A 21619-nucleotide genomic window follows, 5' to 3' on the forward strand; every position below is an offset into this window, starting at 1 on the left:
TTGACTTGGCTACGTTGATACTCTCATGTTTCATGGCTTCGCCACGTACACGGGAGCACCCACACAAATTACTTGCTTTGTTCTTAAAGAGTCAGGCTGCAGCGGCTTCGTCTTTCGTCGGTGCCGTGCAGCGGGGAGGCGAATAATAGGGGTTTTTGAGATGCGTGCAACGACTTTTTGCCGAACAGAAACTATCTAATTGATAAAATTGATTTTTTTGTTCAAGAGAAAGTCTTGCCGATGATCCGAGCGCGCTGATTTTGTGTACTTTTTCACCAAATTCTGATCATTATTTGACCTTGTCGCGCGGCCGCGGCCTGGCCCCGCACAACCATGCGCCCGTTTCACGCCTCAATAAATGCCGAAAACCGGCTGGCGCGGCTCGAGTCGCTGGGCTCTGGAAGCCCCCGATCGCCATAAACGCAAAAAGGCGGGCCCGAGGCCCGCCTTTTTTGTTCTCTTAATATATGTACTCATTCGTTGGCGTACACGGAACTATGCGCTCAGCTCATTCGCCAGCAACCAGCTCAACGCGGGCATAGCGCCGCGAGCCCACCTGCAACAGCAGCTGTTGGCCTGGCAACAACATCAACGTCCGATCCTCGATCCGCTGCTGATCGACACGAACCGCGCGCTGCTCAACCATGCGGTTGCCCTCCCCGTTGCTGGCCACCAGCCCCGCCTCCTTCAGCACGCGCGCGATGGGAAGGCCAGCGGCCGGCGCCGCGATCCGCACCTCGGGGATATCGTCAGGCAATGCGCCCTGCGAGAACTGCGCGATAAAAGCGGCCCTCGCCGCTTCGCCGGCTCCGGCGCCGTGGAAGCGCGAGACCAGCTCGACGCCCAACTCCATCTTCACGTCTCGGGGGTTGGCGCCCTGCTCGACACCGGCGCGCAGCCCCCGGACCTCGGTCAGCGGTCGAAATGACAGCAGGTCGAAGTACCGCCACATCAGGGCATCGGACACCGACATCACTTTGCCGAACATCTCGCCCGGCGCGTCATTGACGCCGATGTAGTTGCCGAGGCTCTTCGACATCTTCTGCACGCCGTCCAAACCCTCGAGGATCGGCACGGTCATGATGCACTGTGGCCGCTGCCCGGCACCGGACTGCAGATGCCGCCCTACCAGCAGGTTGAACTTCTGATCGGTGCCGCCCAGCTCGACGTCGGCCTTCAGTGCCACCGAGTCATAGCCCTGCAACAGCGGATAGAGGAACTCATGGATGGCGATCGGCTGGCCGGTTGCGAAGCGCTTGGAGAAGTCGTCGCGCTCCAGCATGCGGGCAACGGTGTGCTGAGCCGCCAGGCGCAGCATGCCTTCGGTGCCGAGCTTGTCGAGCCAGCTCGAATTGAAGGCGATCGTCGTGCGTTCCGGATCGAGGATCTTGAAGACCTGCTCTTTATAGGTCTGGGCATTGGCCTCGACCTGCTCGCGCGTCAACGGCTTGCGTGTTTCGTTCTTGCCGGTCGGGTCACCGATCATTCCGGTGAAGTCGCCGATCAGGAAGATGGCTTCGTGGCCCAACTCCTGAAAGGCACGCAATTTGTTAAGCAGTAGCGTGTGCCCGAGGTGCAAATCCCGGGCCGTCGGATCAAATCCGGCCTTGATGCGCAGCCGAACGCCATCCTTTGCCGCCTGTGCGGCGCGGGCGCGGAATTCGTCTGCAGGGATGACCTCATCGGTGCCACGTTCGAGTTCGGAAAAATCCATGACGGCAGGATGCAAATTGAGCGAGCTGGCGGCGAGTAATTAGGTGAAAACATCCACCACGATTTGCTTGCAATGCCTCTGAAACTATGGTTCCTTAGACGTGCAGGCAGTACCTCAAATTAATACAACAATAGCGCAGTAATTCGAGATGGACCGTGCGGCACAGCGCGGCCGTTTGGGCGTTTTTCGGGTTGAGAAGATGAAGATTGATTATAGCCCAGCCGAGCTGGCACCTCGCCGTTCGGCTCGTCGCTCCGTGTGGCTCGCGGCGGCGTGTGTTTCTATTCTTGCCGTGGTGGCGACGCGCGAAGGCATCGCGACGCGGGAGAGTGCCCTGCACGATGCCGCCGGCGACGAAGCCGCGCAGGCGTTCGCGCCCACCACTGAAAACGCGTTCGACGCCGCCGTGCAGGGTGCTGCCGCCGACAACGTTGCGGCGCCGTCAGCCAGCGACTGGACGACCGTCGTCGTCAAGCGCGGCCAGACGCTGTCCGACATCTTCGACAAGGAAGACCTCGCCTTCTCCGACGCGATGACGATCGTCGGCTTGAACGACGACGCCGGCCGCCTGAAAAATCTGCGCCCCGGCGACAAGATCAGCATCCGCAAGAATGAGGATGATCAGCTCGACCAGCTGAATTACGAATACGACCCGACGCACACCCTGCAAGTACGTCGCGGCGACAACGGGTTCGAGGCAGTAACCATCGAAGCCGAAGTCCAGCACCACCCGGCACAACTCACCGGCGTGATCACCAGTTCGCTGTTCGCCGCCGCACAGAAAGCCGGTCTATCGAACCGCTTGGTGATGGAAATGGCCGACATCTTCGGCTACGACATCGACTTCGCGCTCGATTTGCGCGACGGCGACCACTTCTCGGTCGTCTACGATCAGCTCTACAAGGACGGCAAGAAACTGCGTGACGGTGACATCCTCGCCGCCGAGTTCGTCAATCAGGGCCGCAGCTATCGCGCGATGCGCTACGTCGACGCCGATGGCAACGCAACGTACTACACGCCGAACGGCGAATCGCTGCGCAAGGCGTTCATCCGCACACCGGTCGACTTCGTCCGTATCAGCTCCGGCTTCAGCCTGGGGCGCCGGCACCCGATTCTCAACGTCATCCGCGCGCACAAGGGCGTGGATTACGCGGCGCCGATTGGCACCCCGGTCAAGGCGACCGGCGATGGCATCGTCGCGTTTGCCGGCGTCCAGCATGGTTACGGCAACGTCGTCATCCTCAAGCACGGCCCGAAGTACTCGACGCTGTACGGTCATCTGTCGCGTTTCCGCAAAGGCCTGCACGCGGGTCAGCGCGTACGCCAGGGCGAGGTCATCGCCTACGTCGGCATGACCGGTCTGGCGACCGGCCCGCACCTGCACTACGAATTCCGTATCGACGGCGTGCACAAGAATCCGGTGACCGTGGCCCTGCCGCGAGCCAATCCGCTGCCGAAGAGCGTGGTCGCCAGCTGGCGTCATGACAATGCCGATGTGCTCGCGCGCCTCGACCAGATGTCGGACACCGCCACGGCGATGGTCACGCCCAGCGCCCCGGCAAGCGCGCCGGGCGCCCCGCCGTCGGCCCTGCACGACTGATCCGCGGTTCGCGGGCGGTGTCGCGCAGCATCATCTGTCTCGGGCTGATGTCCGGCACGAGCCTTGATGCCATCGACGCCGCCGCCTGCGAGTTCGACGAAGCCGGCAGGCCCCTGCGCCTGCTCGGTACCGCGGCCACGCATTACCCGGAAGCACTACGCGACGAACTGCTGAGCCTGCAGCGCCGCCCCGATACGCCCGTCACCTTGCGCGACATTGCCCGCCTCGACGCAGCCGTCGGGGATTGCTTTGCCGCTTGCGCCGAGTCGCTGCTGCACGACCTACAGCTGCCGACTGCGGCCGTACTCGCGATCGGTTCGCACGGTCAAACCGTGTTCCACGATCCGACGACATTGGCCACGAGCACACAACTCGGCGACCCAAACCGTATCGCCGCACGGACCGGCGTCACCGTCGTCGCCGACTTGCGCCGGGCCGATATGGCGCACGGCGGTCAGGGCGCGCCCCTGGTGCCGGCCTTTCACGCCGCCGCCTTTGCCGATCCGGCGCGGCATCGCGTCGTTCTCAATGTCGGCGGCATTGCCAATATCACCATCCTGCCGCGCGAAGGCGCCGTCACCGGCTTCGACACAGGCCCCGGCAACGCGCTACTCGACGACTGGATTCAAGCGTCGCGCGGCCAGCATTACGACGCCGACGGCGCTTGGGCGGCATCGGGCCAGCTCGACACCGCCTTGCTCTCGCGTTGCCTGGACGATCCGTACTTCGATGCCCTGCCGCCGAAGAGCACAGGCCGCGACCACTTCAATCTGGAGTGGCTGCAGCGTCAGCGACGGGACGCGCCACTCGACGCGGAGGACATTCAGCGCACAATGCTCGAACTCAGTGTCGAGAGCATCGCTCGCGCCATCGAGCGCCATGCGCCGCAGACGCAGGATCTCTACGTCTGCGGCGGCGGTGCCCGCAATCAAGCAATGATGGAAGGGCTGCGTCGGCGCCTGCCGGGCATTGAGGTCGCCACCAGCGCGGCGTTGGGGATAGACCCCGACTGGGTCGAAGCCGCCGCATTCGCATGGCTGGCTTGGCAAACCATGCACGGGCGCAGCGGCAATCTGCCGAGCGTCACTGGCGCGCGCAGCGCGGCCATACTCGGCGGCGTCTATCGCGCCTGACGCGCAACAGGCCGCCCAGCCGGTCAGCTCAGACCGAGAACGAGTTGCCGCAGCCGCAGGACGTCGTGGCGTTCGGGTTGCGAATCACGAACTGCGCGCCTTCGATGCTTTCCTTGTAGTCGATCTCGGCGCCCGACAGGTACTGCAGGCTCATCGGATCGACCAGCAAGGTGACGCCATTGCGAACGACGATGGTGTCGTCGTCGTCCTGCGTCTTCTCAAACTTGAAACCGTACTGGAAGCCCGAACAGCCGCCGCCCGTGACGAACACGCGCAACTTCTGATCCGCATCCTCTTCTTCACTGAGCAACTCGCGGACCTTATCCGCCGCCGCTGCGGTAAAGATGACTTCACTCGCTTCTTCGAAGGCTTCGACTTCTGACATGACTGCTATCCGGTGATAAAGCCCTTCACACGGCGCGCCTCGCCAAGCTCATCGAACTCCATCTCACCCTCGAGACCGTCGATCGACGCCGCGCTGTGCGACTCGTGTACCAGTTGCCCGTTGATCTGGGCGCCGGCTTCCATCTCGATGACCTTGTAGTACACGTTGCCCGTCACCCGCGCCTTGGCGGCCATGGTGATTTTCTCGGACGCATGCACGTCGCCGACGACAGTGCCGTTCAACACAATATTGGGGACGCGCACGTCACCTTCAATGGTGCCGTTCTCGCTGACCGACAACGACGATGCCTTCTCGCCGGACGTCAGGACCTTGCCCTTGACCCTGCCGTCGACGTGCAAGCCGCCCGCAAAGCGGATGTCGCCCAGAATTTCCGTCTGTCTGCCGATCAGAGTATCCACACCGCCCCCGCTCGAAGTCGTTGTCTTCGTTACGTTATTCCCGAACTTCATCACCCGCCCCGTTATCCACTATGCGCTGCCAGTCGAAGCTCTCCTCGGACCGCGGCGCACCGCTGCGGTCCGGGACCAGCGTGATCACCACGCGCTCCGGCGAAAATCCCGACGGAAGCTGGAACTGACCGCTGAATTCCTCGAAGTACTTCAATGAAAATACCAGATTCTTCGCGGCATCAGGCGACAGGGTATCGAGCGGCAGCGACCGTTCGGCACCGCCCTGCTTGCCGACGACCTTCATTTCGATGTGGCCGCTGACGCGCTTGTCCTGACGAACCGACTGAATCAGGGTCAGGAACAGGCGAAACGAGCCGGGCTGTTTCGGTACCGGGTCGAAGCGGATCTCCTGCACGCGGACCCCGGCCTTGGCCTGGTCCGGCGCGGCGATACCGCGATAGAACGCCACCTGCTCGCGCAGCTCAGAGGCCTCGGCCTGCAGATCGGTCAACGACTTCTGCACTGTCGCACAGGCCTGCTTGTCGATCTGGTTGGACTGCTTCAGATAGGCGATCTGATCCTCCAACTCGTCGACCTTCGCCCGTGCCGTACGCAGGTCGCGCGACAGCTGACGCCGCTCGGCACGCAACTTCTGTGCTTCGGTCTGCGCCTGCTCGAAATCGCTGACCGTGGTCGCGCGCGTGTAGCTGTACAGCGCCCACGACCCGAGCAGCACCGCCATCGACACGCCACCGACCAACGCTGGCTTCAGCCACGGCCGGTGGCGTTTGATGATGATCTTGTGCTGCACGGCGGCGTGCTGCGATCAGGGCGCGAGCGGCGGCGCCTGCAATCCGGCGCGCTCGTCGAGACCGAACATGAGGTTGAAGTTCTGCACCGCTTGCCCGGACGCACCCTTGACCAGATTGTCGATCACCGACAGCACGATCACCGTGCGCCGGTCCGGCGCCAGATGCACTGCAATCCGGCAGGTGTTACCGCCGCGCACGCCACGCGTCTCCGGGTGATCGCCGGCGGGCGCAACGTCGACGAACGGTTCGTCGGCGTAGCGTGACGCGTACAGCGCCTGCAGATCGACATCGTCACGGGTCAAACGCGCGTAGATCGTCGAATGAATGCCGCGAATCAGCGGCAGCAGGTGCGGCACGAAGGTCAGCCCCACCTCGGCGCCGGCGATGTCCGCGAGGCCCTGGCGAATTTCCGGCAGGTGCCGATGACCCGCTGCGCCGTAGGCCTTGAACGAGTCGTAGGCCTCCGTGAACATCGAACCGAGCTTGAGTTCGCGGCCGGCACCACTGACACCGGACTTGCAGTCGGCGACGATGCCGTCGCGTTCGATCGCGCCGGCCTCGAGCAGCGGCAGCAGGCCGAGCTGCACCGACGTCGGATAGCAGCCCGGGTTACCGACGATGCGCGCCTGGCGGATCGCCTCGCGGTGCACTTCCGGCAGGCCGTAAACCGCCTCGCTGAGCAACGCCGGAGTCGCATGATCGAGCTTGTACCACTGCTTGAAGGTCGCAGTGTCACGCAGGCGAAAATCGGCCGACAGATCGATGACCTTGATGCCGCGCTCGACCAGCGCCGGCGCCATCGCCATCGCCGTGCCGTGCGGTGTCGCGAAGAACACCGCGTCGCAAGCGGCCAGCGCTTCCGGATCCGGCGCGCTGAATTCGAGGTCGGTGTAACCGCGCAGGTGCGGGAACATTGCATCGGCGCGCGTGCCCGCTTCCTTGCGCGAGGTCAGCAGCGTGACCTCGGCTTGCGGGTGCTGCGCAAACAGGCGCAGAAGCTCGGCGCCGGTGTAACCGGTGCCGCCGACGATGCCGACCTTGATCATGGGGTGTCCGTCATGACGTGAAACGCTTGGGCCGGCGATAATAGGACGATCCGCCGCAAACGCAAACGCGGCCTCGCATCGCACGGACACTCATCATGCTCTGGCTCTGGCTCAAGGCCTTCCATATCTTCTTTGTCATCGCCTGGTTCGCGGGCTTGTTCTATCTGCCGCGCCTGTTCGTCTACCACGTCGATGTCCATGGGGGTGCGGAGCACGAGCGCTTCTGCACGATGGAGCGGCGGCTCTACGTGATGACGACGATCGGCATGCTCGGCACCTGGGCGTTCGGCATCGCCACGCTGTTGTCGGGTCCCGACATTTATATGAAGTCCGGTTGGTTGCATGCCAAGCTGCTGCTGGTGCTGATCCTGTCCGGCTATCACGGCTGGCTGAAAACTCGCGTCCGTGCGTTCGCCCAACACCGCAATACAAAGAGCGCGAAGTTCTATCGGCTAATGAACGAGGTGCCGACGCTGCTGCTGCTGGCGATCGTGCTGCTGGTCGTCCTCAAGCCGTTCTGAAGCGCCAGCGACCATTACAAAAAAGCCCCGCCGAAGCGGGGCTTTTTTGTGGTCAAACCGGGAGATCAGGAACCGATCTCGCCCATTCCGGACTGCATGTAGTTCTGAATGCCGATCTTCTCGATCAGGCCGAGCTGTTCTTCCAGCCAGTCGATGTGTTCTTCCTCGCTCTTCTGGATGTCGACCAGCAGCTCACGCGTCACATAGTCACCGACCGACTCGCAGTAACCGATCGCTTCCTTGTACATCGGATGCGCCAGCTTCTCGATCTTCAGGTCGCACTCGAAGATTTCCTTGACGTCCTCGCCGATGTACAGCTTGCCGAGGTCCTGCAGATTCGGCAGTCCTTCAAGGAACAGAATGCGGGCAATCAGCTTGTCCGCGTGCTTCATCTCGTCGATGGACTCTTCGTACTCGTGCTTTTCGAGCCGCTTGAGTCCCCAGTTGCCGAGCATGCGCGCGTGCAGGAAGTACTGGTTGATTGCCGTCAGCTCATTCTTCAGGCCGAGGTTGAGGTATTCGATGACCTTGGGGTCGCCGCGCATGTCCATGCTCCGTCCGATTCAATGCACACGAGTATACGGACGCCGCCGAGGCGACGACGAAATCGATGCGGTAGCAATAACGGTTGCGATTTGCGCGCCGGCGGCGCGACGGCAATCAGGCGAGTTGCAGACCGCCGAGCCCGGCCAGCGGCACCGGCGCCACGGCCGCGCGATGCTGTTCGAGTGTCTCGTCGAGCAGGCGCCGCGCTTGCGGCACACACTTGCCACAGCAGGTGCCGACGCCGCGCAGACGCGCCAGTTCGCGAAGGCTGGTCACGCCTTCCTCGCGAATATCGCGGCGGATTTGCCGGTCGGAGACGGCTTTGCAGACACAAACGAACATGAATCGATCGTAGGCGTTAATGAGAATCCGTGTCAACTGCAATTTCTTTCGATTATCGGCTGCCCGATCGACGGCCGATTCGTGCAGCCTAGGCGGTGGGATGTGAACCGGGCGCGAACCGGCGCCGACGACGCGGCTTCGCGGGCAGCAATGGCGCCAGCTCGCGCAGCGCCGCCTGATAGACCGCGCGCTTGAAATCGACCACTTCGTCAAGCGGCAGCCAGTAGTCGACCCAACGCCAGCCATCGAACTCCGGCTTCTCGCCGGCGTCGAGGCGGATCTCGGCTTCGTCGGCCGTCAGACGCAGCGCGAACCATTTCTGCTTTTGACCGATGCAGACGCGGCCGCGGGTCCGGCGCAGGTAGCGGTCCGGCAGGCGATAGCGCAGCCAGCCGCGTGTCACGCCGAGGATCTGGACGTGCTCGGGGTCCAGCCCCAGCTCTTCGTTGAGTTCGCGAAACAGCGCCTGTTCCGGGTTTTCGCCGCGTTGGATACCACCCTGCGGGAACTGCCAAGCCTGCTGGCCGATGCGTTTGGCCCATAAAAGCTGCCCGTCGGCATTGCACAACACAATACCGACATTCGGACGAAAGCCATCAGCGTCAATCACTTGCAGGGATCTTGGCGCGAAGTGTGACTGGATTGTTTCATAGCCCGTCATGCGCCGGCAATCACGCTGCTATGCTGCGCGGCCCCCAGCTACCGCCGCCGCCCCGACCATGCGCCGCCTCGCCGTCTTCGACCTCGATCACACCTTGCTGGCCGACGACAGCGATCACCTCTGGGGCCGCTGGCTGGTCGAGCAGGGCGTCGTCGATCGCGAGCACTATGCGCGCGAGAACGAGCGCTTCTATGGGCAGTACAAGGCCGGCACGCTGGACATGCACGAATATGCCGCGTTCAGCCTGCAACCGCTGACCGAACACCCGATCGAGCAGATGCTGACGCTGCGCGAGCGCTTCATCCGCGAATGGATCGTACCGGTCGTGGCATCCGGGACACCGGCCCTGCTCGAACGTCACCGCGCACAGGGTGACGAACTGCTGATCACCAGCGCCACCAACCGCTTCATCACCGAACCGATAGCCGGGCTGCTGGGCGTCGACCACCTGATCGCCACCGATCCCGAGCGCCGCGACGGCCGCTACACCGGACGCATCGCCGGCATTCCGAATTTCCAGGCCGGCAAGGTGCGGCGCTTGCGCGACTGGCTGGCGGCGCGCACGCAACCGTTTACGCACGTCACCGCCTACAGCGATTCGCGCAACGACATTCCGCTGCTTGAAGAAGCCGACACCGCGATCGCCGTCGATCCGGACGCCGTGCTGCGCGCGACCGCCGAGTCGCGCGGCTGGCCCATCATCAGCCTGCGCTGAAGCCGGCGCCGGCGGCGATCGCCGGAACGCCTACAGCGCCAGAGCTGAAAAGGCCGCGTGCAGGTGGCCATTGCTGGCCAGCACGGTGCGCACATCGAGGCCGATCTCGCCGCCGTTGAGGTCGGTGAAACAACCGCCCGCCTCGCGCACGATGACCGCCAGTGCAGCGATGTCGAGGATGTTGATGTCCGACTCCACCACCGCGTCGATCTTGCCGGCGGCAAGCAGGTGGTAGTGCACGAAATCGCCATAGCCGCGGATGCGATGCAGCTGCGGGATCAGGCGACCCAGCTCCGCCCACTGCGGGGCGGCGGCCAGCGTCGCGATATTGCCGGTCGACAGGGTCGCCTTGTCGAGCCGCGCCACATCCGACACCTGCAGGCGCTCGAAATCGGCCAGCGGCGTTTCCAGCAAGCCGCGCCAGGCGCCGGCACCCTGCTCGGCCCAGACCACTTCGCCGAGCCCCTCGTTCCAGCACGGCGCGCATGACAGACCGAAGATCAGCGTGCCGCGGTGCATCAGCGCAATCTGCACCGAGAAGATCGGATAGCCGCGAACGAAGGCCTTGGTGCCGTCGATCGGATCGACCAGCCACAGGTATTCGGCATCGGCGTGGTCCTTGCCGGTCTCTTCACCAAAGAAGCCGTAGGCCGGGAATGCGGCGCCGAGCGCCGCCTTGATCGCCCGCTCGGCAGCGATGTCGACTTCGGTGACCGGGCTGGCGTCGGCCTTGTAGTCGACCTGGAAATTGCCGCGGTAGGCCTTGCGAATGATCTCGGTGGCGGCGCGCGCCGCCTGCAGCGCGGCGGCAAGGTGCGGACTGGTCATGTCGGTCTCCGTCGAGGGGTGCGCATGATAGCCGCGTCGCGCCGCAGCAGCGATATGGCGAACACGCTACGCTCATGGGCTGACCAGAACATCACGAGGAGCGTCATGGGCAATCGGCTCAGCAAGATCGTTACCCGCACCGGCGATGCCGGCACCACCGGCCTGGCGACCGGCGACCGCGTCGCCAAGACGGACCCGCGTGTCGCGGCCATGGGCGATCTCGACGAGCTGAATTCGACGCTGGGCGTGCTGCTCGCACACGAACTGCCGGGCGAATTCCGCGATGCCCTTTCGGTGGTCCAGCACCGATTGTTCGATATCGGCGGCGAGCTGGCGATGCCCGGCCACACCGCCATCACCGACGAACACGTCGCCCAGCTCGAAACCTGGGCCGAGGCCTTCAATGCCGAGCTGCCGCCGCTCAAGGATTTCGTCCTGCCAGGCGGCGGCGCAGCAGCCGCGCAGGCGCATTTGACGAGGGCGATCACGCGCCGCGCCGAGCGTGCGCTGTGGGGCGTGCATACGGAAACGCCGCTGAACCTCGCTGCGCTGCGTTACGTGAACCGGCTGTCCGATCTGATGTTCATCATCGGCCGTCGCCTGGCCCGCGCCGACGGCGGCAACGAAGTCATCTGGCGTCACGCCTGACGCGGTCCAATCCCTCGCAGAGTTGCTCGATGCCGTCGAGCACCCGTGGCGACTGTCGCGTCAGCGCATTGGCATCGACCACCACCTGACGCGACGGATCGGCGGCGCGTGCGCCGTCAAGCTTGGCCCAGAACGCAGCGATGCCGCGCCGATCCTCGTCGGCGGCGTACACCACCGCGTCCGGATCAGCCGCCAGCACGGCTTCCGGGCTGACCACCGATGACAGCGCCGGCAACGACGAAAACACGTTGTCGGCGCCACACAGGTCGAGCGCCGTCGAGATCGGGCTTTCGCCGTTGACGGTATAGGCCGGTGCGCTTTCGATCTGATAGAAGACCCGCAGCCGCGGCCGGTCCGCATAGCGTGCGCGCAAGGCTTGCAGGCGATCGCGATAGGCGTCGGCCGCCGCCTCGCCGGCCTCGGCATGGCCCAGATCAGCGCCCAGGGACTCGAGCGCGCCGGCAATGCCATCCAGATCATCAATGCTCACGACCTCGACGTTCAAGCCAAGGTCGCGCAGGCGCTGAATCGTCGCTGGCGGCGTGCCGCCGCCCCAGGCCAGTACTCGCGTCGGCTGCAGTGCCAGCACCGCTTCATAGTTCACCGAGAATGCCGAACCGACCTGCGGCAAGGCTGCAGCGCGCGGCGGCGCGTCGGTATACGCACTGACGCCGACCAGTTCGCCACAGGCTTGCACCGCACAGACCAGCTCGGCCAGATGTGGCGCCAGGGTGACGATGCGCTCGGCGGCCAGCGCCGGTGGCGCCAGCGCACCACCGAGCAGCAGCAACAGTGCCGACAGCGCTACGCGCATCAGAACATGCTGCCGGTCGCGAACACTGCGAAGATCGCCAGCAACAACAGCAGCGCGCGCCACTGCATGCGCAGCACTTCGCGCAGCGCCGAACCCAGATTGACGGGCTCGGCCGTACCGTCCTCATCCTCGACGCGCAGCGACGCCGTCGAAATCTCGGCCAGCAGCGCCCAGGTATAGAGCCGCCACCCGTAGTACGGCTGGCGGACGAACACGCGCCACTCGGCGATCGCATCGTCGAGGCTACCGGCCAGGCCGTAAAGCAACGTCGTGATGCGCACCGGAATCCAGGCCAGGAGATTGTGCAGCCAGTCGGCGGTCATCTCGCCCCAGGAATCCGGCGCCGTCTCGCGCATCAGGCGCGGCAAGCGGCAAGCGATGCGGTAAGCGACCGCACCGGCCGGCCCGAACGCAAAGAAGAACAGCAGCACACCGAACAGTTTTTCGTGCGACTGGATGAACAGCGTACCCATCAGCGAGCGATGGTTCTCGTCCGGCTGCGGCCCACGCTGCAGATTGCGGGCGATCTGCTGGACGCGGACGATGTCGCCGGCGGCGCGCGCCGCCAGCAGGTCGTGCACGTCCTCGGCCAGATCGCGCGGTCCCAGACACAGCAGCAGGATCCCCGCCGACACGCCCAGCGCCACCAGCGGGCTCCAGATCTGGCCGTACCACCACCAGACCAGCCACACCGGCGCCGCAACCACCGCCAGCGGCAACAGCGGCGATGCCCACAGGACATACGGCATCACCCGCCGCAGGCCCTGCATCACCCCCAGAAAGATCACCGGCTGGCCCCAGCCGGGAATACGGCCGAGCACGCGCTCAAGCGCCAGAGCGATAAGAATGCCGATCAGGGTCATGGTGTGAATTGTGCGGGAGCCACCCGGCTCCGCGCCATCGGCAGTTTGCGCAGTCAGCGCTCAGCCAAGCGCAGCGCGATAGCGCGCCCAGTCGAAGCAAGGGCCCGGGTCGGTCTTGCGGCCGGGCGCGATATCGGAATGACCGGCGATACGCGACGCCGTGATCTGCGGATAGGCGTGCATCAGCGCGCGGGTGACGCGCACCAGCCGCGCATACTGTCTTGCCGTGAACGCTCGCTCGTCACAGCCTTCGAGCTCGATACCGACCGAAAAGTCATTGCAGCGCTCGCGCCCATCGAAACTTGAGACGCCGGCGTGCCAGGCGCGTGCGGTAAACGGCACGTATTGCGTCGCGGCCCCGTTGCGACCGATCAAAAGGTGCGATGACACGCGCAAACCGTGGATGCCAGCGAAGTACGGATGCGCCTGCGGGTCCAGGGTATTGGTGAACAGCGCATCGATGTAAGGCCCGCCGAAGCGCCCCGGCGGCAGCGAGATGTTGTGAATGACGAGCAGCGAAATCTCGTGCGCCGGCCGCGCATCGAAGTTCGGCGAGACACAGATCCGGGCACCGCGCATCCAGCCGTCGGCATCGACCTGCGCGGCAGGCGGCCGGGAACCTTTGCGCTGCGGGGGCGTCTGTTCAATCATCACGTGATCCGTTCACGATACAAAACCTCAAGAAAGATCGATGAAACGACTGCTCCTCGCCGCCAGCATTGCGGCGACCACGCTGCTGAGCGCACTGCCCGCCGCCGCGGCCACCCAGGCCGACGCGTTTCCGGACGTGCACATTCCGTACACACGCTACCAGCTACCGAACGGGCTGACCGTCATTATCCACGAGGACCACAAGGCGCCGGTGGTGGCCGTCAACGTCTGGTACCACGTCGGCAGCAAGGATGAGCCGGCCGGCCTGCACGGCTTCGCGCATCTGTTCGAGCATCTGATGTTCAACGGCTCGGAGCACTACAACGACGAGTTCTTCCGCGCGCTCGAACCGGCCGGCGCAACCAAGATGAACGGTACGACGTCTTACGATCGCACCAACTACTTCGAGAACGTGCCGACCAGCGCGCTCGATCGCACGCTATGGCTGGAGTCGGATCGCATGGGCCATCTGCTCGGCGCGATCGATCAGAAGCGTCTCGACGAACAGCGTGGTGTCGTTCTCAACGAAAAGCGCCAGGACGAGAACAAGCCCTACGGCAAGGTCGACGACATCGTCGCGCGCGACACCTACCCGTCCGGCCACCCTTATTCGTGGACGCCGATTGGCTCCGAGAAAGACCTGAATACGGCGACGCTGGACGACGTCAAGAACTGGTTCCGCACGCACTACGGCGCCGCCAATGCAACGCTGGTGATCGCCGGCGATGTCGACACCGAAGCCGTGAAGAAAAAGATCGCGCTGTATTTCGGCGACATCCCGTCCGGCCCGCCGGTCGATCATGCGCAGGCCTGGGTCGCGAAGATGCACGGCACCCGGCGCGAGACCATTGAAGACCGCGTGCCGCAGGCGCGGCTCTATGAAGTCTGGAACATCCCCGGCTTCTGCGATCCCGACGCCAACATGCTGTCGATGGTCGCCTCGGTGCTCGGCGACGGCAAGAACAGCCGCCTCTACAAGCGGCTGGTCTACCAGGACCAGATCGCCACCGACGTCGACGTGTCGATCTCGCCGACCGAGATCGGTTCGCAGCTGACGATTACCGCGACGGTCAAGCCGGGCGGCGACGAGAAGGCGCTCGAACGTGCGATCGACGAGGAAATGGCGCGCTTCCTCAAGGACGGCCCGAGCAAGGATGAGGTCTCGCGCGTGCAGACCGCCGTCTTCGCATCGGCACTGCGTGGCCTCGAGCGCATCGACGGCTTCGGCGGCAAGTCGGCGATGCTGGCGCAGTATCAGGTTTATTGCGGCACGCCGGATCGCTACACGCAGGAACTCGACGAGATCAAGCACGCGACGCCGGACATCCTGCGCACGGTGGCGCGCAAGTGGCTGTCCGATGGCGTCTTCAAACTCGACGTCGAACCGTTCCCGGATTACACGGCGGCCAAGACCGGCGCCGATCGCAGCCAGCTGCCGGCGCTCGGCAGCCCGCCGGCGCTGACGCTGCCGCCACTGCAGCACGCGACGCTGTCGAACGGCCTGAAGATCGCGTTGGCCGAGCGGCATGAAGCGCCGATCGTGCACTTCAGCCTGATCGCCAATGCCGGTTACGCGGCCGATTCCGATCCCGACGTAAAGGCCGGCACCGCGCGCCTGACGCTGGCGATGCTGGACGAAGGCGCCGGTCGATACGACGCGCTGCAGCTCGACGCTGCCGAGGACAAGCTCGGTGCGCTGATCGGCGGCGGCTCGACACTCGATACTTCGTATATCGGACTCAACGCGCTGAAGGCCAAACTCAAGCCCAGCCTCGATTTGTACGCCGATATCATCCTGCGCCCAACCTTCCCCGCGCACGAACTCGAGCGGCTGAAGCAACTGCAGATGGCGGCCATCGAACAGGAAAAGGCGCGCCCGATCGGCATCGCCCGGCGCCTGTATACGCGCCTGCTGTACGGTCCACACCACGCTTACACGAATCCGGCGTCAGGCACCGGCACCACGGCCAGCGTCGCCAGCATCGACGTCAGCGATCTGCAGGCCTTCTATCACCGCTGGCTGCGACCGGACAACGCCACGCTGCTGGTCGTCGGCGACACGACCATGGACGAGATCATGCCGCTGCTCGAAAAGGAGTTCGGCAGCTGGAAGGCGCCGGACACGCCGGTACCGCAGAAGAATCTGGCGCACGTCGATCTGCCGACGCAACCGAAGCTGGTGATGATCAACAAGCGCGATGCGCCGCAGACACTGATCATGGCCGCCGAGCTGGCGCCGCCGAAGTCCGATCCGGATGATCTGGCGATGCAGCTGGCCTCGACCGTGCTCGGCGGCAATTTCGTCTCGCGCCTCAACATGAATCTGCGCGAGGACAAGCACTGGAGTTACGGTGCGTTCACCGGCATTGGCGGGGCCAAGGCGCAGCGGCCGTTCTTCGCCTACGCACCGGTGCAGACCGACAAGACCACTGAGTCGATGACCGAGATCCAGCACGAGCTCGACAACGCGCTCGGCGCCAAGCCGCTGACCGGCAAGGAGATCGACTTCGCACGCAACAGCATTGCGCTGGCGCTGCCGAGCGACAACGAGACCGCGTCCGACCTGGCGTCGTCCTACGCGACGGTACTGGCCGACGACCTGCCGGATGACTACTGGAATCAGGTGGTGCCGAAACTCGATTCGTTGAGCCCCGCCGACGTCAACGCCGCCCTGCACCGCCTGGTGCATCCGCAGGCACTGACGTGGATCGTGATCGGCGATCTATCGAAGATCGAAGCGCCGGTACGCAAACTGGCGCCTAGCCTCGGCATTCACGACATCGAGGTGCTCGACGCCGACGGCCATCCGGTCGCAGACGACGGGACTTGAGCGTTCTGCTCGCCCAACGAAAAACGCCGGCACGACGCCGGCGTTTTTCGTTGCATCGACAGCCGCTTTACTCGAAATCGCCAAGCGGTCGGCGGAATGTGAAGCGTGCCGGCTCGACAATGAGCTTGCGCGCCGGATCGGACGGCGGCTCGCCCTGTACCACCGACAGCGGCAACTGCAGCACGAACAGACCCGTGCCGAGTACGGTGGCGACCAGACCCAACGGGCGGACCAGCAGCAGATCGATCGTCATCGCACCGGCGGACGGCGCCGTGTCGACAACCTGCTGGCTACTGGATTGCGCCTGTGCGCAACCGACCGAGCACAGCAGCAACCCGGCGAACACGATGGAAATGATGCGCGACATGACGACCCCTGAATGAAGTTAAGCGCGAAGGCGAGCCTAGGCCCGCCACTGCAGGGTGTCAACGCACGCAACGCACCGATGTTGGCCGGCACAGATCCGGCACCGTACTCGGACACAGAGTCGGCGGTTGGGCTCTTGGGATTCGTGACGGCGCGCGAAGCGCCTACAATCCGCGCATGCACACCATTTACGCTGCGGCCGACCCGATCGAAGCCGAGATTCTGCGCAGCTATCTGGCGCAGCACGGCATCGCCGCGCGGGTTTTCGGCGCCGCCTTATGGGGCGGTCGCGGCGATCTGCCGCTGGACGCGTGGCCGCGACTGGTCGTCGACGATCAGCGTGACGTCGAACCGGCGCGCGAGCTGTTGCGTCGCTACGAACACCGCCGCCACGCGCAGGCGTCCTGGCTCTGCGGCTGCGGTGAACGCTCGCCGGTGCATTTCGAAATCTGCTGGGCCTGCGGGCTCGAACGCCCGACCGGACCATGATCGAAGTCGCGCTTTACCAACCGGAAATTCCACCGAATACCGGCAACATCATCCGCCTGTGCGCCAATACCGGCGCGCCGCTGCATCTGATCGAGCCGCTGGGCTTTCGCATCGACGACGCCTCGGTCAAGCGCGCCGGCCTCGACTATCACGAGATGGTCAACGTCACCCGTCACGCGTCGCTGGACGCGCTGCGCGCAGCGCGACCGGACGCACGCTGGCTGGCGTTCTCGACGCGCAGCACGCAACGCTACGATCAGTTCGAATTTCGCGACGGCGACATCCTGCTGTTCGGCCCGGAGACACGCGGCCTGCCGGACGACGTGCTCGACTCGGTGCCCGAGACGCAGCGCCTGCGGCTGCCGATGCGCCCCGGCAACCGCAGCTTGAACCTGTCGAATGCGGTCGCCGTCGGCGTCTACGAAGCCTGGCGCCAGTTCGGCTTCGCGTAGGCGCGCGGCTCAGTCGGCAACGACTTCCGCGCGCGCCGGCCGTGTCGCCAGCAGATTGACCGCTTCGACGGCACTGAGCCGGCCGATCAGCACGCCATGCACCGCTGCCGTGATCGGCATGTCGACTTCGTAGCGCTGGGCCAGTCGCAATACTTCCGGCGCGGCCTTGACGCCCTCGACAACCTGCTGGATTTCGGCAATCGCCTCGTCGACGCTGCGGTTTTGCGCCAGCAGCAGGCCCATGCGGCGATTGCGCGACTGATTGTCGGTACAGGTCAGGACCAGATCGCCCATGCCGGCCAGGCCCATCAGCGTCTCGGCCTTGCCGCCCATCGCGATCGCCAGGCGCATGATTTCCGCCAGGCCGCGCGTGATCAGCGCCGCGCGGGTATTGGCACCGAGCGACAAGCCGTCGGCGATGCCGACGCCGATCGCCATGACGTTCTTCGCCGCACCACCGATCTCGACGCCGACCAGATCCTCGCTCCAGTACGCACGAAAGCCGTCACCGTGCAGCAAGCGCGCAAAATTCTCGGCATAGGCTTCATCGGCCGAGGCGATCGTCACTGCGGTCGGCAGGCCGATGCCGAGTTCCTTGGCAAACGTCGGCCCGGACAACACCCCGAACGGCCGGCTGCTGCCATAAACGTCCTCGATGACCTCATGCACCAGCTTGCCGGTGTTCGGCTCCAGACCCTTGCAGGCCGCGATCAGGCCCTGGCCCTCGCGCAGCATGGGCTTGAGCTGTTCGAGCGTCGCACGCAGCGCATGCGACGGGGTGGCGATCAGCAGGTCATCGGCCGCGTCGACCGCGCCCGGCAGATCCGCGGTCGCCGCCAGCTTGACCGGGAAGTGACAGCCCGGCAGGTATTGCGCGTTCTCGCGCGCCTCCTGCATCGCCGCCAGCTTGTCGGCGTTGCGGCCCCACAGCAGCGTCGTCGAACCACGCCGCGCCAGCTGGATCGCCAGCGAAGTGCCGAACGAACCGGCACCAATGACGGCCGTTGCGTTGGTCATTCGATTTCTCCTGTCGTCATGCGCATCCATGCGCCATGCCAATCGCCACCCTACCGCGAGTGACGGCATCGTGCTCGGCGTCGGGACAAAAAAAGACGGGCCGGCCGGCGTCATCCCGGCCGGCCCGTCGGCGCAACCTCAATTCAGGTTGTTGGCGGCCGGAGCCGCTTCGCCAGCCTGCTCGGCGCGGCTGCGCTGCAGGTGCTCGAGGTAGATCGCGTCGAAGTTGATCGGCTGCAGCAGGAACTGCGGGAAGCCGGCGCGCTGCACCATGTCGGCGATCGTTTCGCGCGCAAACGGGAACAGCAGGTTCGGGCAGTACGCGGCGGCCACGGCAGCGCGCTCTTCCGGCTGCGTGAAGCCGCGCACCGTGAAGATACCGGACTGGTGCGCCTCGACCAGGAACGCCGTGTCTTCGCCGAGCTTGGCGGTCACCGTGATCGCCAGCGTCACCAGCAGACCGTCGGTCTCCAGCGGCTTGGCTTCGGTGTTGACCTGCACATCGAGCTGCGGCTGCCACTGACGCGTGAAGATCTGCGGCGCCAGCGGCACCTCGATCGACGCATCCTTGACGTAAATCTTCTGCAACAGCACCTGGCGCTGCTGCGGCTGGGCATTGCCTTCGGCGGCAGCCGGGGCTTCTGGCGTTTCGGTATCGCTCATGATGGTTCTATGTTTTTGAAATCTATGATGTAAGTCAGCAGCGCGGTGACAGCATGGTCGACCCGAAAACCGGCCTGCGTCCCAAGGGTCAGCTGGACTCGTCCTGCAACAGGGCGTCGAGCTTGCCGGCACGCTCCAGCGCATGCAAGTCGTCACAACCCCCTACATGCGTCTCGCCGACGAAAATCTGCGGCACGGTCCGGCGACCGGTCAGCCGCATCATTTCATCACGCCGCGCGGCGTCCTCGTCGATCCGCACTTCCTGAACGGCCACGCCCTTGATGTCCAGCAGCCGCTTGGCCATCACGCAGTAAGGGCAAACCCTCGTTGTGTACATCAACACTCGCTTCATCACGCATCACCACTGATCGGCCGGCACTACTTGGTAGTCACCGGCAGGTTTGCTGTCGTCCAGGCATTGATGCCGCCGCGCAGCGGGTAAACCTCGGCCATACCGTTCTTGCGCAGCTTTTCGGCAACCGTGCCGCTGCTGCCGCCGAGCGCACAATAGACCAGCACGGGCCGTGCCTTGTCGCGCGCCAGCTGACCGAGGTAATCGTCGATCTTGGCGGCCGGGGCATGAAAAGCGCCGAGCAGATGGCCACGCTTGAAGTCGGCGGCTGGACGAATGTCGACGATCAGCGGGTCCCGGTCGTTGATCAGGCGTACGGCGTCGGCGGTCGACATCTTCTTGCCGCCGGTCATATTGCCGTGCAACTCGTTGGCGACCAGCAGCGCCAGCACCACGAGCAGGGCGATGAACAGCACGAGGTGCGCCTGAAAAAACTCGAAAAACTGGGCCATGAATCGTCGCCGCGGCTCGCGCCGCATCAAATTGAAGAAAGAACGGCTAGCATTATCGCATGTTCCGCCGCGCTTCCTGCCCTGCCCTCGCCCTGGCGGCCGTGCTCGCGGCCGTGTGCCTGCCGGCCGGCGCCGACTCCATCGGCGACAAGCAGAAGGCGTTGGACACGGTCCGCGACAAAATCAGCGCCCTGCAAAAGCAGGTCGAATCCGACCGCGGCACGCGCGACGATCTGGCGCGGCAGATGCAGGATGTCGAGCGCAAGCTTGCCGATGCACGGCAGGCGGTGCGCGAAGTGGATGCCAAGCTCGACGCCCAGCAGCGCAAGATCAGCGACACCGAGGCGCAGCAGGCGCAGGCGCAGGCCGCGCTTGCCGCGCGCCGTGACAGCCTCGCCCGCCAGGTGCGCGCCGAATACATCCTCGGCCGCCAGGGCGAAACGCAACTGCTGCTCAACCTCGACGACGCGCAGACCGTCGGTCGCATGCTCAGCTACTACGGCTATCTGCAACGCGCACAGCTGGCGGCGATCGCGCAGATTCGCGAGCACGCCCAGCAATTGCAGGCGCTGGCCGACCGGCTACAGGAAGAAAACGACCAACTGGTCGCATTGCAGCAGGATCAGAAGAAAACCCTCGCCGACCTCCAGGGCCAGCAGCAGGCTCGCGCCGGACTGTTGACCCAGCTCAAGTCCCGGCTGTCCGGCGAGGAGGACAACCTCGCGCAGCTGAAGGCCGATGAGCGCAGCATTCGCAAGCTGATCGAGTCGTTGAAGAAGGCGCTGGCAACGTTGCCGCCAGACGTCACGCCCAGCAACGAGGCGTTCACCAAGCTGCGCGGCAAGCTGCCGTGGCCGGTCCGTGGCACGCTGCTCGCGCGTTACGGCGACGGCAAGGCCGATGGCCGCCTGAAGTGGAATGGCGACTGGATTGCCGCCAGCGAAGGCACGCCGGTCCGGTCGGTGGCGCGGGGCCGCGCCGTGTACGTCGGCTGGATGCACCGCTACGGGCTGATCGTGCTGGTCGAGCACGACGGTGGCTATTTCTCGCTGTACGGTCATTGCGCGGGCGCCAACGTCAAGGTCGGCGACCCGGTCCGGGCCGGGCAGACCATCGCCACCGCCGGAAACACCGGCGGTTACGAACAGGCCGGTGTCTATTTCGAGATTCGCAAGGGCGCCGACGCGGTCAACCCCAACAGCTGGCTGGCCCGCTGATCGCCGATTTTCCCGCATTCGGGAACCCTTGCCTTTGCTGCGCAGTCCCAGGCTTTGCTATCGTCCCGCCGTTCCCCAGCGTTCAATCAAGT

General features: G+C 64.7%; 26 protein-coding genes. 9 read left to right on the plus strand and 17 right to left on the minus strand.

Going from position 1 to position 21619, the window contains the following annotated elements; genetic code table 11:
- Nucleotides 1-508: 508 nt before the first annotated feature.
- Entirely contained in the window at nucleotides 509-1714 is a 1206-nt protein-coding gene (gene tyrS / locus G7Y82_RS00005) for a tyrosine--tRNA ligase (RefSeq protein WP_168145948.1), read from the minus strand.
- A gap of 292 nt (nucleotides 1715-2006) precedes the next feature.
- Here tyrS and G7Y82_RS00010 point away from each other — a divergent pair, with 292 nt between their 5' ends.
- Nucleotides 2007-3314, plus strand: coding sequence for an OapA family protein (locus tag G7Y82_RS00010; protein WP_366515577.1), 1308 nt, complete (start codon nucleotides 2007-2009; stop codon nucleotides 3312-3314).
- A 17-nt stretch (nucleotides 3315-3331) separates the two neighbouring features.
- Entirely contained in the window at nucleotides 3332-4447 is a 1116-nt protein-coding gene (locus G7Y82_RS00015) for an anhydro-N-acetylmuramic acid kinase (protein ID WP_366515578.1), read from the plus strand.
- A 28-nt stretch (nucleotides 4448-4475) separates the two neighbouring features.
- Here G7Y82_RS00015 and erpA read toward each other — a convergent pair whose 3' ends face one another.
- From erpA to argC, 4 genes are read right to left on the minus strand one after another with little or no spacing between them, the layout of a single operon-like run.
- On the minus strand, nucleotides 4476-4832 hold the full coding sequence (gene erpA, locus G7Y82_RS00020; RefSeq protein ID WP_168145950.1) for an iron-sulfur cluster insertion protein ErpA: 357 nt from the start codon (nucleotides 4830-4832) through the stop codon (nucleotides 4476-4478).
- 5 nt (nucleotides 4833-4837) lie between these two features.
- On the minus strand, nucleotides 4838-5251 hold the full coding sequence (locus G7Y82_RS00025) for a bactofilin family protein (RefSeq protein WP_168145951.1): 414 nt from the start codon (nucleotides 5249-5251) through the stop codon (nucleotides 4838-4840).
- A 34-nt stretch (nucleotides 5252-5285) separates the two neighbouring features.
- Complete coding sequence (locus tag G7Y82_RS00030) at nucleotides 5286-6053, minus strand: DUF6776 family protein (RefSeq protein WP_168145952.1); 768 nt, start codon at nucleotides 6051-6053, stop codon at nucleotides 5286-5288.
- A 15-nt stretch (nucleotides 6054-6068) separates the two neighbouring features.
- Nucleotides 6069-7100: an N-acetyl-gamma-glutamyl-phosphate reductase gene (argC, locus tag G7Y82_RS00035; RefSeq protein WP_168145953.1), complete on the minus strand. Its 1032-nt coding sequence runs from the start codon at nucleotides 7098-7100 to the stop codon at nucleotides 6069-6071.
- Nucleotides 7101-7195: 95 nt separating this feature from the next.
- Here argC and hemJ point away from each other — a divergent pair, with 95 nt between their 5' ends.
- Complete coding sequence (gene hemJ / locus G7Y82_RS00040; RefSeq protein ID WP_168145954.1) at nucleotides 7196-7621, plus strand: protoporphyrinogen oxidase HemJ; 426 nt, start codon at nucleotides 7196-7198, stop codon at nucleotides 7619-7621.
- A 65-nt stretch (nucleotides 7622-7686) separates the two neighbouring features.
- Here hemJ and bfr read toward each other — a convergent pair whose 3' ends face one another.
- From bfr to G7Y82_RS00055, 3 genes are all read right to left on the minus strand, one after another.
- Nucleotides 7687-8166 (minus strand): bacterioferritin, encoded by a 480-nt coding sequence (gene bfr, locus G7Y82_RS00045; protein ID WP_168146539.1) that lies wholly within the window; start codon nucleotides 8164-8166, stop codon nucleotides 7687-7689.
- Between the two features lie 115 nt (nucleotides 8167-8281).
- Nucleotides 8282-8509, minus strand: coding sequence for a (2Fe-2S)-binding protein (locus G7Y82_RS00050; RefSeq protein ID WP_168145955.1), 228 nt, complete (start codon nucleotides 8507-8509; stop codon nucleotides 8282-8284).
- Nucleotides 8510-8597: 88 nt separating this feature from the next.
- Nucleotides 8598-9119, minus strand: a complete 522-nt coding sequence (locus G7Y82_RS00055; RefSeq protein WP_366515580.1) for an RNA pyrophosphohydrolase — start codon at nucleotides 9117-9119, stop codon at nucleotides 8598-8600.
- 109 nt (nucleotides 9120-9228) lie between these two features.
- On the opposite strand from G7Y82_RS00055, the gene G7Y82_RS00060 reads away from it, so the two are divergent.
- Nucleotides 9229-9885 carry a histidinol-phosphatase gene (locus G7Y82_RS00060; protein WP_168145956.1) on the plus strand — a complete coding sequence of 219 codons (657 nt, stop codon included), beginning with the start codon at nucleotides 9229-9231 and terminating at the stop codon, nucleotides 9883-9885.
- A 30-nt stretch (nucleotides 9886-9915) separates the two neighbouring features.
- Here G7Y82_RS00060 and G7Y82_RS00065 read toward each other — a convergent pair whose 3' ends face one another.
- Entirely contained in the window at nucleotides 9916-10713 is a 798-nt protein-coding gene (locus G7Y82_RS00065) for an inositol monophosphatase family protein (RefSeq protein WP_168145957.1), read from the minus strand.
- A gap of 105 nt (nucleotides 10714-10818) precedes the next feature.
- Here G7Y82_RS00065 and G7Y82_RS00070 point away from each other — a divergent pair, with 105 nt between their 5' ends.
- Nucleotides 10819-11361, plus strand: a complete 543-nt coding sequence (locus tag G7Y82_RS00070) for a cob(I)yrinic acid a,c-diamide adenosyltransferase (protein WP_168145958.1) — start codon at nucleotides 10819-10821, stop codon at nucleotides 11359-11361.
- On the opposite strand, the gene G7Y82_RS00075 is transcribed toward G7Y82_RS00070, so the two are convergent.
- The 3 genes from G7Y82_RS00075 to ampD are packed head-to-tail and all read right to left on the minus strand — an operon-like array spanning nucleotide 11342 to nucleotide 13689.
- Entirely contained in the window at nucleotides 11342-12175 is an 834-nt protein-coding gene (locus G7Y82_RS00075) for a helical backbone metal receptor (protein ID WP_168145959.1), read from the minus strand. The genes G7Y82_RS00070 and G7Y82_RS00075 overlap by 20 nt on opposite strands.
- Nucleotides 12175-13038: a regulatory signaling modulator protein AmpE gene (gene ampE, locus G7Y82_RS00080; protein WP_168145960.1), complete on the minus strand. Its 864-nt coding sequence runs from the start codon at nucleotides 13036-13038 to the stop codon at nucleotides 12175-12177. The genes G7Y82_RS00075 and ampE overlap by 1 nt, the downstream gene beginning before the upstream one ends.
- 60 nt (nucleotides 13039-13098) lie before the next feature.
- A complete protein-coding gene (ampD, locus tag G7Y82_RS00085; RefSeq protein WP_168145961.1) occupies nucleotides 13099-13689 on the minus strand; it encodes a 1,6-anhydro-N-acetylmuramyl-L-alanine amidase AmpD in 591 nt (196 codons plus the stop codon).
- A gap of 40 nt (nucleotides 13690-13729) precedes the next feature.
- Between ampD and G7Y82_RS00090 the strand changes: the two genes are divergently transcribed.
- On the plus strand, nucleotides 13730-16519 hold the full coding sequence (locus G7Y82_RS00090) for a M16 family metallopeptidase (protein WP_168145962.1): 2790 nt from the start codon (nucleotides 13730-13732) through the stop codon (nucleotides 16517-16519).
- A 67-nt stretch (nucleotides 16520-16586) separates the two neighbouring features.
- Here G7Y82_RS00090 and G7Y82_RS00095 read toward each other — a convergent pair whose 3' ends face one another.
- Nucleotides 16587-16886, minus strand: coding sequence for a hypothetical protein (locus tag G7Y82_RS00095; protein WP_168145963.1), 300 nt, complete (start codon nucleotides 16884-16886; stop codon nucleotides 16587-16589).
- Between the two features lie 176 nt (nucleotides 16887-17062).
- Between G7Y82_RS00095 and G7Y82_RS00100 the strand changes: the two genes are divergently transcribed.
- Both G7Y82_RS00100 and G7Y82_RS00105 read left to right on the plus strand, forming a co-directional pair.
- Nucleotides 17063-17374 carry a putative signal transducing protein gene (locus G7Y82_RS00100; RefSeq protein WP_168145964.1) on the plus strand — a complete coding sequence of 104 codons (312 nt, stop codon included), beginning with the start codon at nucleotides 17063-17065 and terminating at the stop codon, nucleotides 17372-17374.
- Nucleotides 17371-17826, plus strand: a complete 456-nt coding sequence (locus G7Y82_RS00105; protein WP_168145965.1) for a tRNA (cytidine(34)-2'-O)-methyltransferase — start codon at nucleotides 17371-17373, stop codon at nucleotides 17824-17826. Before G7Y82_RS00100 ends, G7Y82_RS00105 begins: the two co-directional genes overlap by 4 nt.
- Before the next feature lie 9 nt (nucleotides 17827-17835).
- Here G7Y82_RS00105 and G7Y82_RS00110 read toward each other — a convergent pair whose 3' ends face one another.
- From G7Y82_RS00110 to G7Y82_RS00125, 4 genes are all read right to left on the minus strand, one after another.
- Nucleotides 17836-18843 carry an NAD(P)H-dependent glycerol-3-phosphate dehydrogenase gene (locus G7Y82_RS00110; protein WP_168145966.1) on the minus strand — a complete coding sequence of 336 codons (1008 nt, stop codon included), beginning with the start codon at nucleotides 18841-18843 and terminating at the stop codon, nucleotides 17836-17838.
- A gap of 138 nt (nucleotides 18844-18981) precedes the next feature.
- Entirely contained in the window at nucleotides 18982-19506 is a 525-nt protein-coding gene (secB, locus tag G7Y82_RS00115; RefSeq protein ID WP_168145967.1) for a protein-export chaperone SecB, read from the minus strand.
- 88 nt (nucleotides 19507-19594) lie between these two features.
- Nucleotides 19595-19858 carry a glutaredoxin 3 gene (grxC, locus tag G7Y82_RS00120; protein ID WP_168145968.1) on the minus strand — a complete coding sequence of 88 codons (264 nt, stop codon included), beginning with the start codon at nucleotides 19856-19858 and terminating at the stop codon, nucleotides 19595-19597.
- 26 nt (nucleotides 19859-19884) lie between these two features.
- Complete coding sequence (locus G7Y82_RS00125) at nucleotides 19885-20310, minus strand: rhodanese-like domain-containing protein (protein WP_168145969.1); 426 nt, start codon at nucleotides 20308-20310, stop codon at nucleotides 19885-19887.
- Between the two features lie 59 nt (nucleotides 20311-20369).
- Between G7Y82_RS00125 and G7Y82_RS00130 the strand changes: the two genes are divergently transcribed.
- Nucleotides 20370-21527 carry a murein hydrolase activator EnvC family protein gene (locus G7Y82_RS00130; protein ID WP_168145970.1) on the plus strand — a complete coding sequence of 386 codons (1158 nt, stop codon included), beginning with the start codon at nucleotides 20370-20372 and terminating at the stop codon, nucleotides 21525-21527.
- Nucleotides 21528-21619: the final 92 nt, after the last annotated feature.

This window comes from Solimonas marina, assembly GCF_012241385.1.
In the GTDB taxonomy this organism is placed as follows: Bacteria; Pseudomonadota; Gammaproteobacteria; order Nevskiales; family Nevskiaceae; genus Solimonas; species Solimonas marina.

Coding starts and splice junctions, on each gene's coding strand:
- tyrS (WP_168145948.1), bottom strand. CDS start 1,714: ATGGATTTTTCCGAACTCGAACGTGGCACCGATGAGGTCATCCCTGCA.
- erpA (WP_168145950.1), bottom strand. CDS start 4,832: ATGTCAGAAGTCGAAGCCTTCGAAGAAGCGAGTGAAGTCATCTTTACC.
- argC (WP_168145953.1), bottom strand. CDS start 7,100: ATGATCAAGGTCGGCATCGTCGGCGGCACCGGTTACACCGGCGCCGAG.
- hemJ (WP_168145954.1), top strand. CDS start 7,196: ATGCTCTGGCTCTGGCTCAAGGCCTTCCATATCTTCTTTGTCATCGCC.
- bfr (WP_168146539.1), bottom strand. CDS start 8,166: ATGCGCGGCGACCCCAAGGTCATCGAATACCTCAACCTCGGCCTGAAG.
- G7Y82_RS00050 (WP_168145955.1), bottom strand. CDS start 8,509: ATGTTCGTTTGTGTCTGCAAAGCCGTCTCCGACCGGCAAATCCGCCGC.
- G7Y82_RS00060 (WP_168145956.1), top strand. CDS start 9,229: ATGCGCCGCCTCGCCGTCTTCGACCTCGATCACACCTTGCTGGCCGAC.
- G7Y82_RS00065 (WP_168145957.1), bottom strand. CDS start 10,713: ATGACCAGTCCGCACCTTGCCGCCGCGCTGCAGGCGGCGCGCGCCGCC.
- G7Y82_RS00070 (WP_168145958.1), top strand. CDS start 10,819: ATGGGCAATCGGCTCAGCAAGATCGTTACCCGCACCGGCGATGCCGGC.
- G7Y82_RS00075 (WP_168145959.1), bottom strand. CDS start 12,175: ATGCGCGTAGCGCTGTCGGCACTGTTGCTGCTGCTCGGTGGTGCGCTG.
- ampE (WP_168145960.1), bottom strand. CDS start 13,038: ATGACCCTGATCGGCATTCTTATCGCTCTGGCGCTTGAGCGCGTGCTC.
- ampD (WP_168145961.1), bottom strand. CDS start 13,689: ATGATTGAACAGACGCCCCCGCAGCGCAAAGGTTCCCGGCCGCCTGCC.
- G7Y82_RS00090 (WP_168145962.1), top strand. CDS start 13,730: ATGAAACGACTGCTCCTCGCCGCCAGCATTGCGGCGACCACGCTGCTG.
- G7Y82_RS00095 (WP_168145963.1), bottom strand. CDS start 16,886: ATGTCGCGCATCATTTCCATCGTGTTCGCCGGGTTGCTGCTGTGCTCG.
- G7Y82_RS00100 (WP_168145964.1), top strand. CDS start 17,063: ATGCACACCATTTACGCTGCGGCCGACCCGATCGAAGCCGAGATTCTG.
- G7Y82_RS00105 (WP_168145965.1), top strand. CDS start 17,371: ATGATCGAAGTCGCGCTTTACCAACCGGAAATTCCACCGAATACCGGC.
- G7Y82_RS00110 (WP_168145966.1), bottom strand. CDS start 18,843: ATGACCAACGCAACGGCCGTCATTGGTGCCGGTTCGTTCGGCACTTCG.
- secB (WP_168145967.1), bottom strand. CDS start 19,506: ATGAGCGATACCGAAACGCCAGAAGCCCCGGCTGCCGCCGAAGGCAAT.
- grxC (WP_168145968.1), bottom strand. CDS start 19,858: ATGAAGCGAGTGTTGATGTACACAACGAGGGTTTGCCCTTACTGCGTG.
- G7Y82_RS00125 (WP_168145969.1), bottom strand. CDS start 20,310: ATGGCCCAGTTTTTCGAGTTTTTTCAGGCGCACCTCGTGCTGTTCATC.
- G7Y82_RS00130 (WP_168145970.1), top strand. CDS start 20,370: ATGTTCCGCCGCGCTTCCTGCCCTGCCCTCGCCCTGGCGGCCGTGCTC.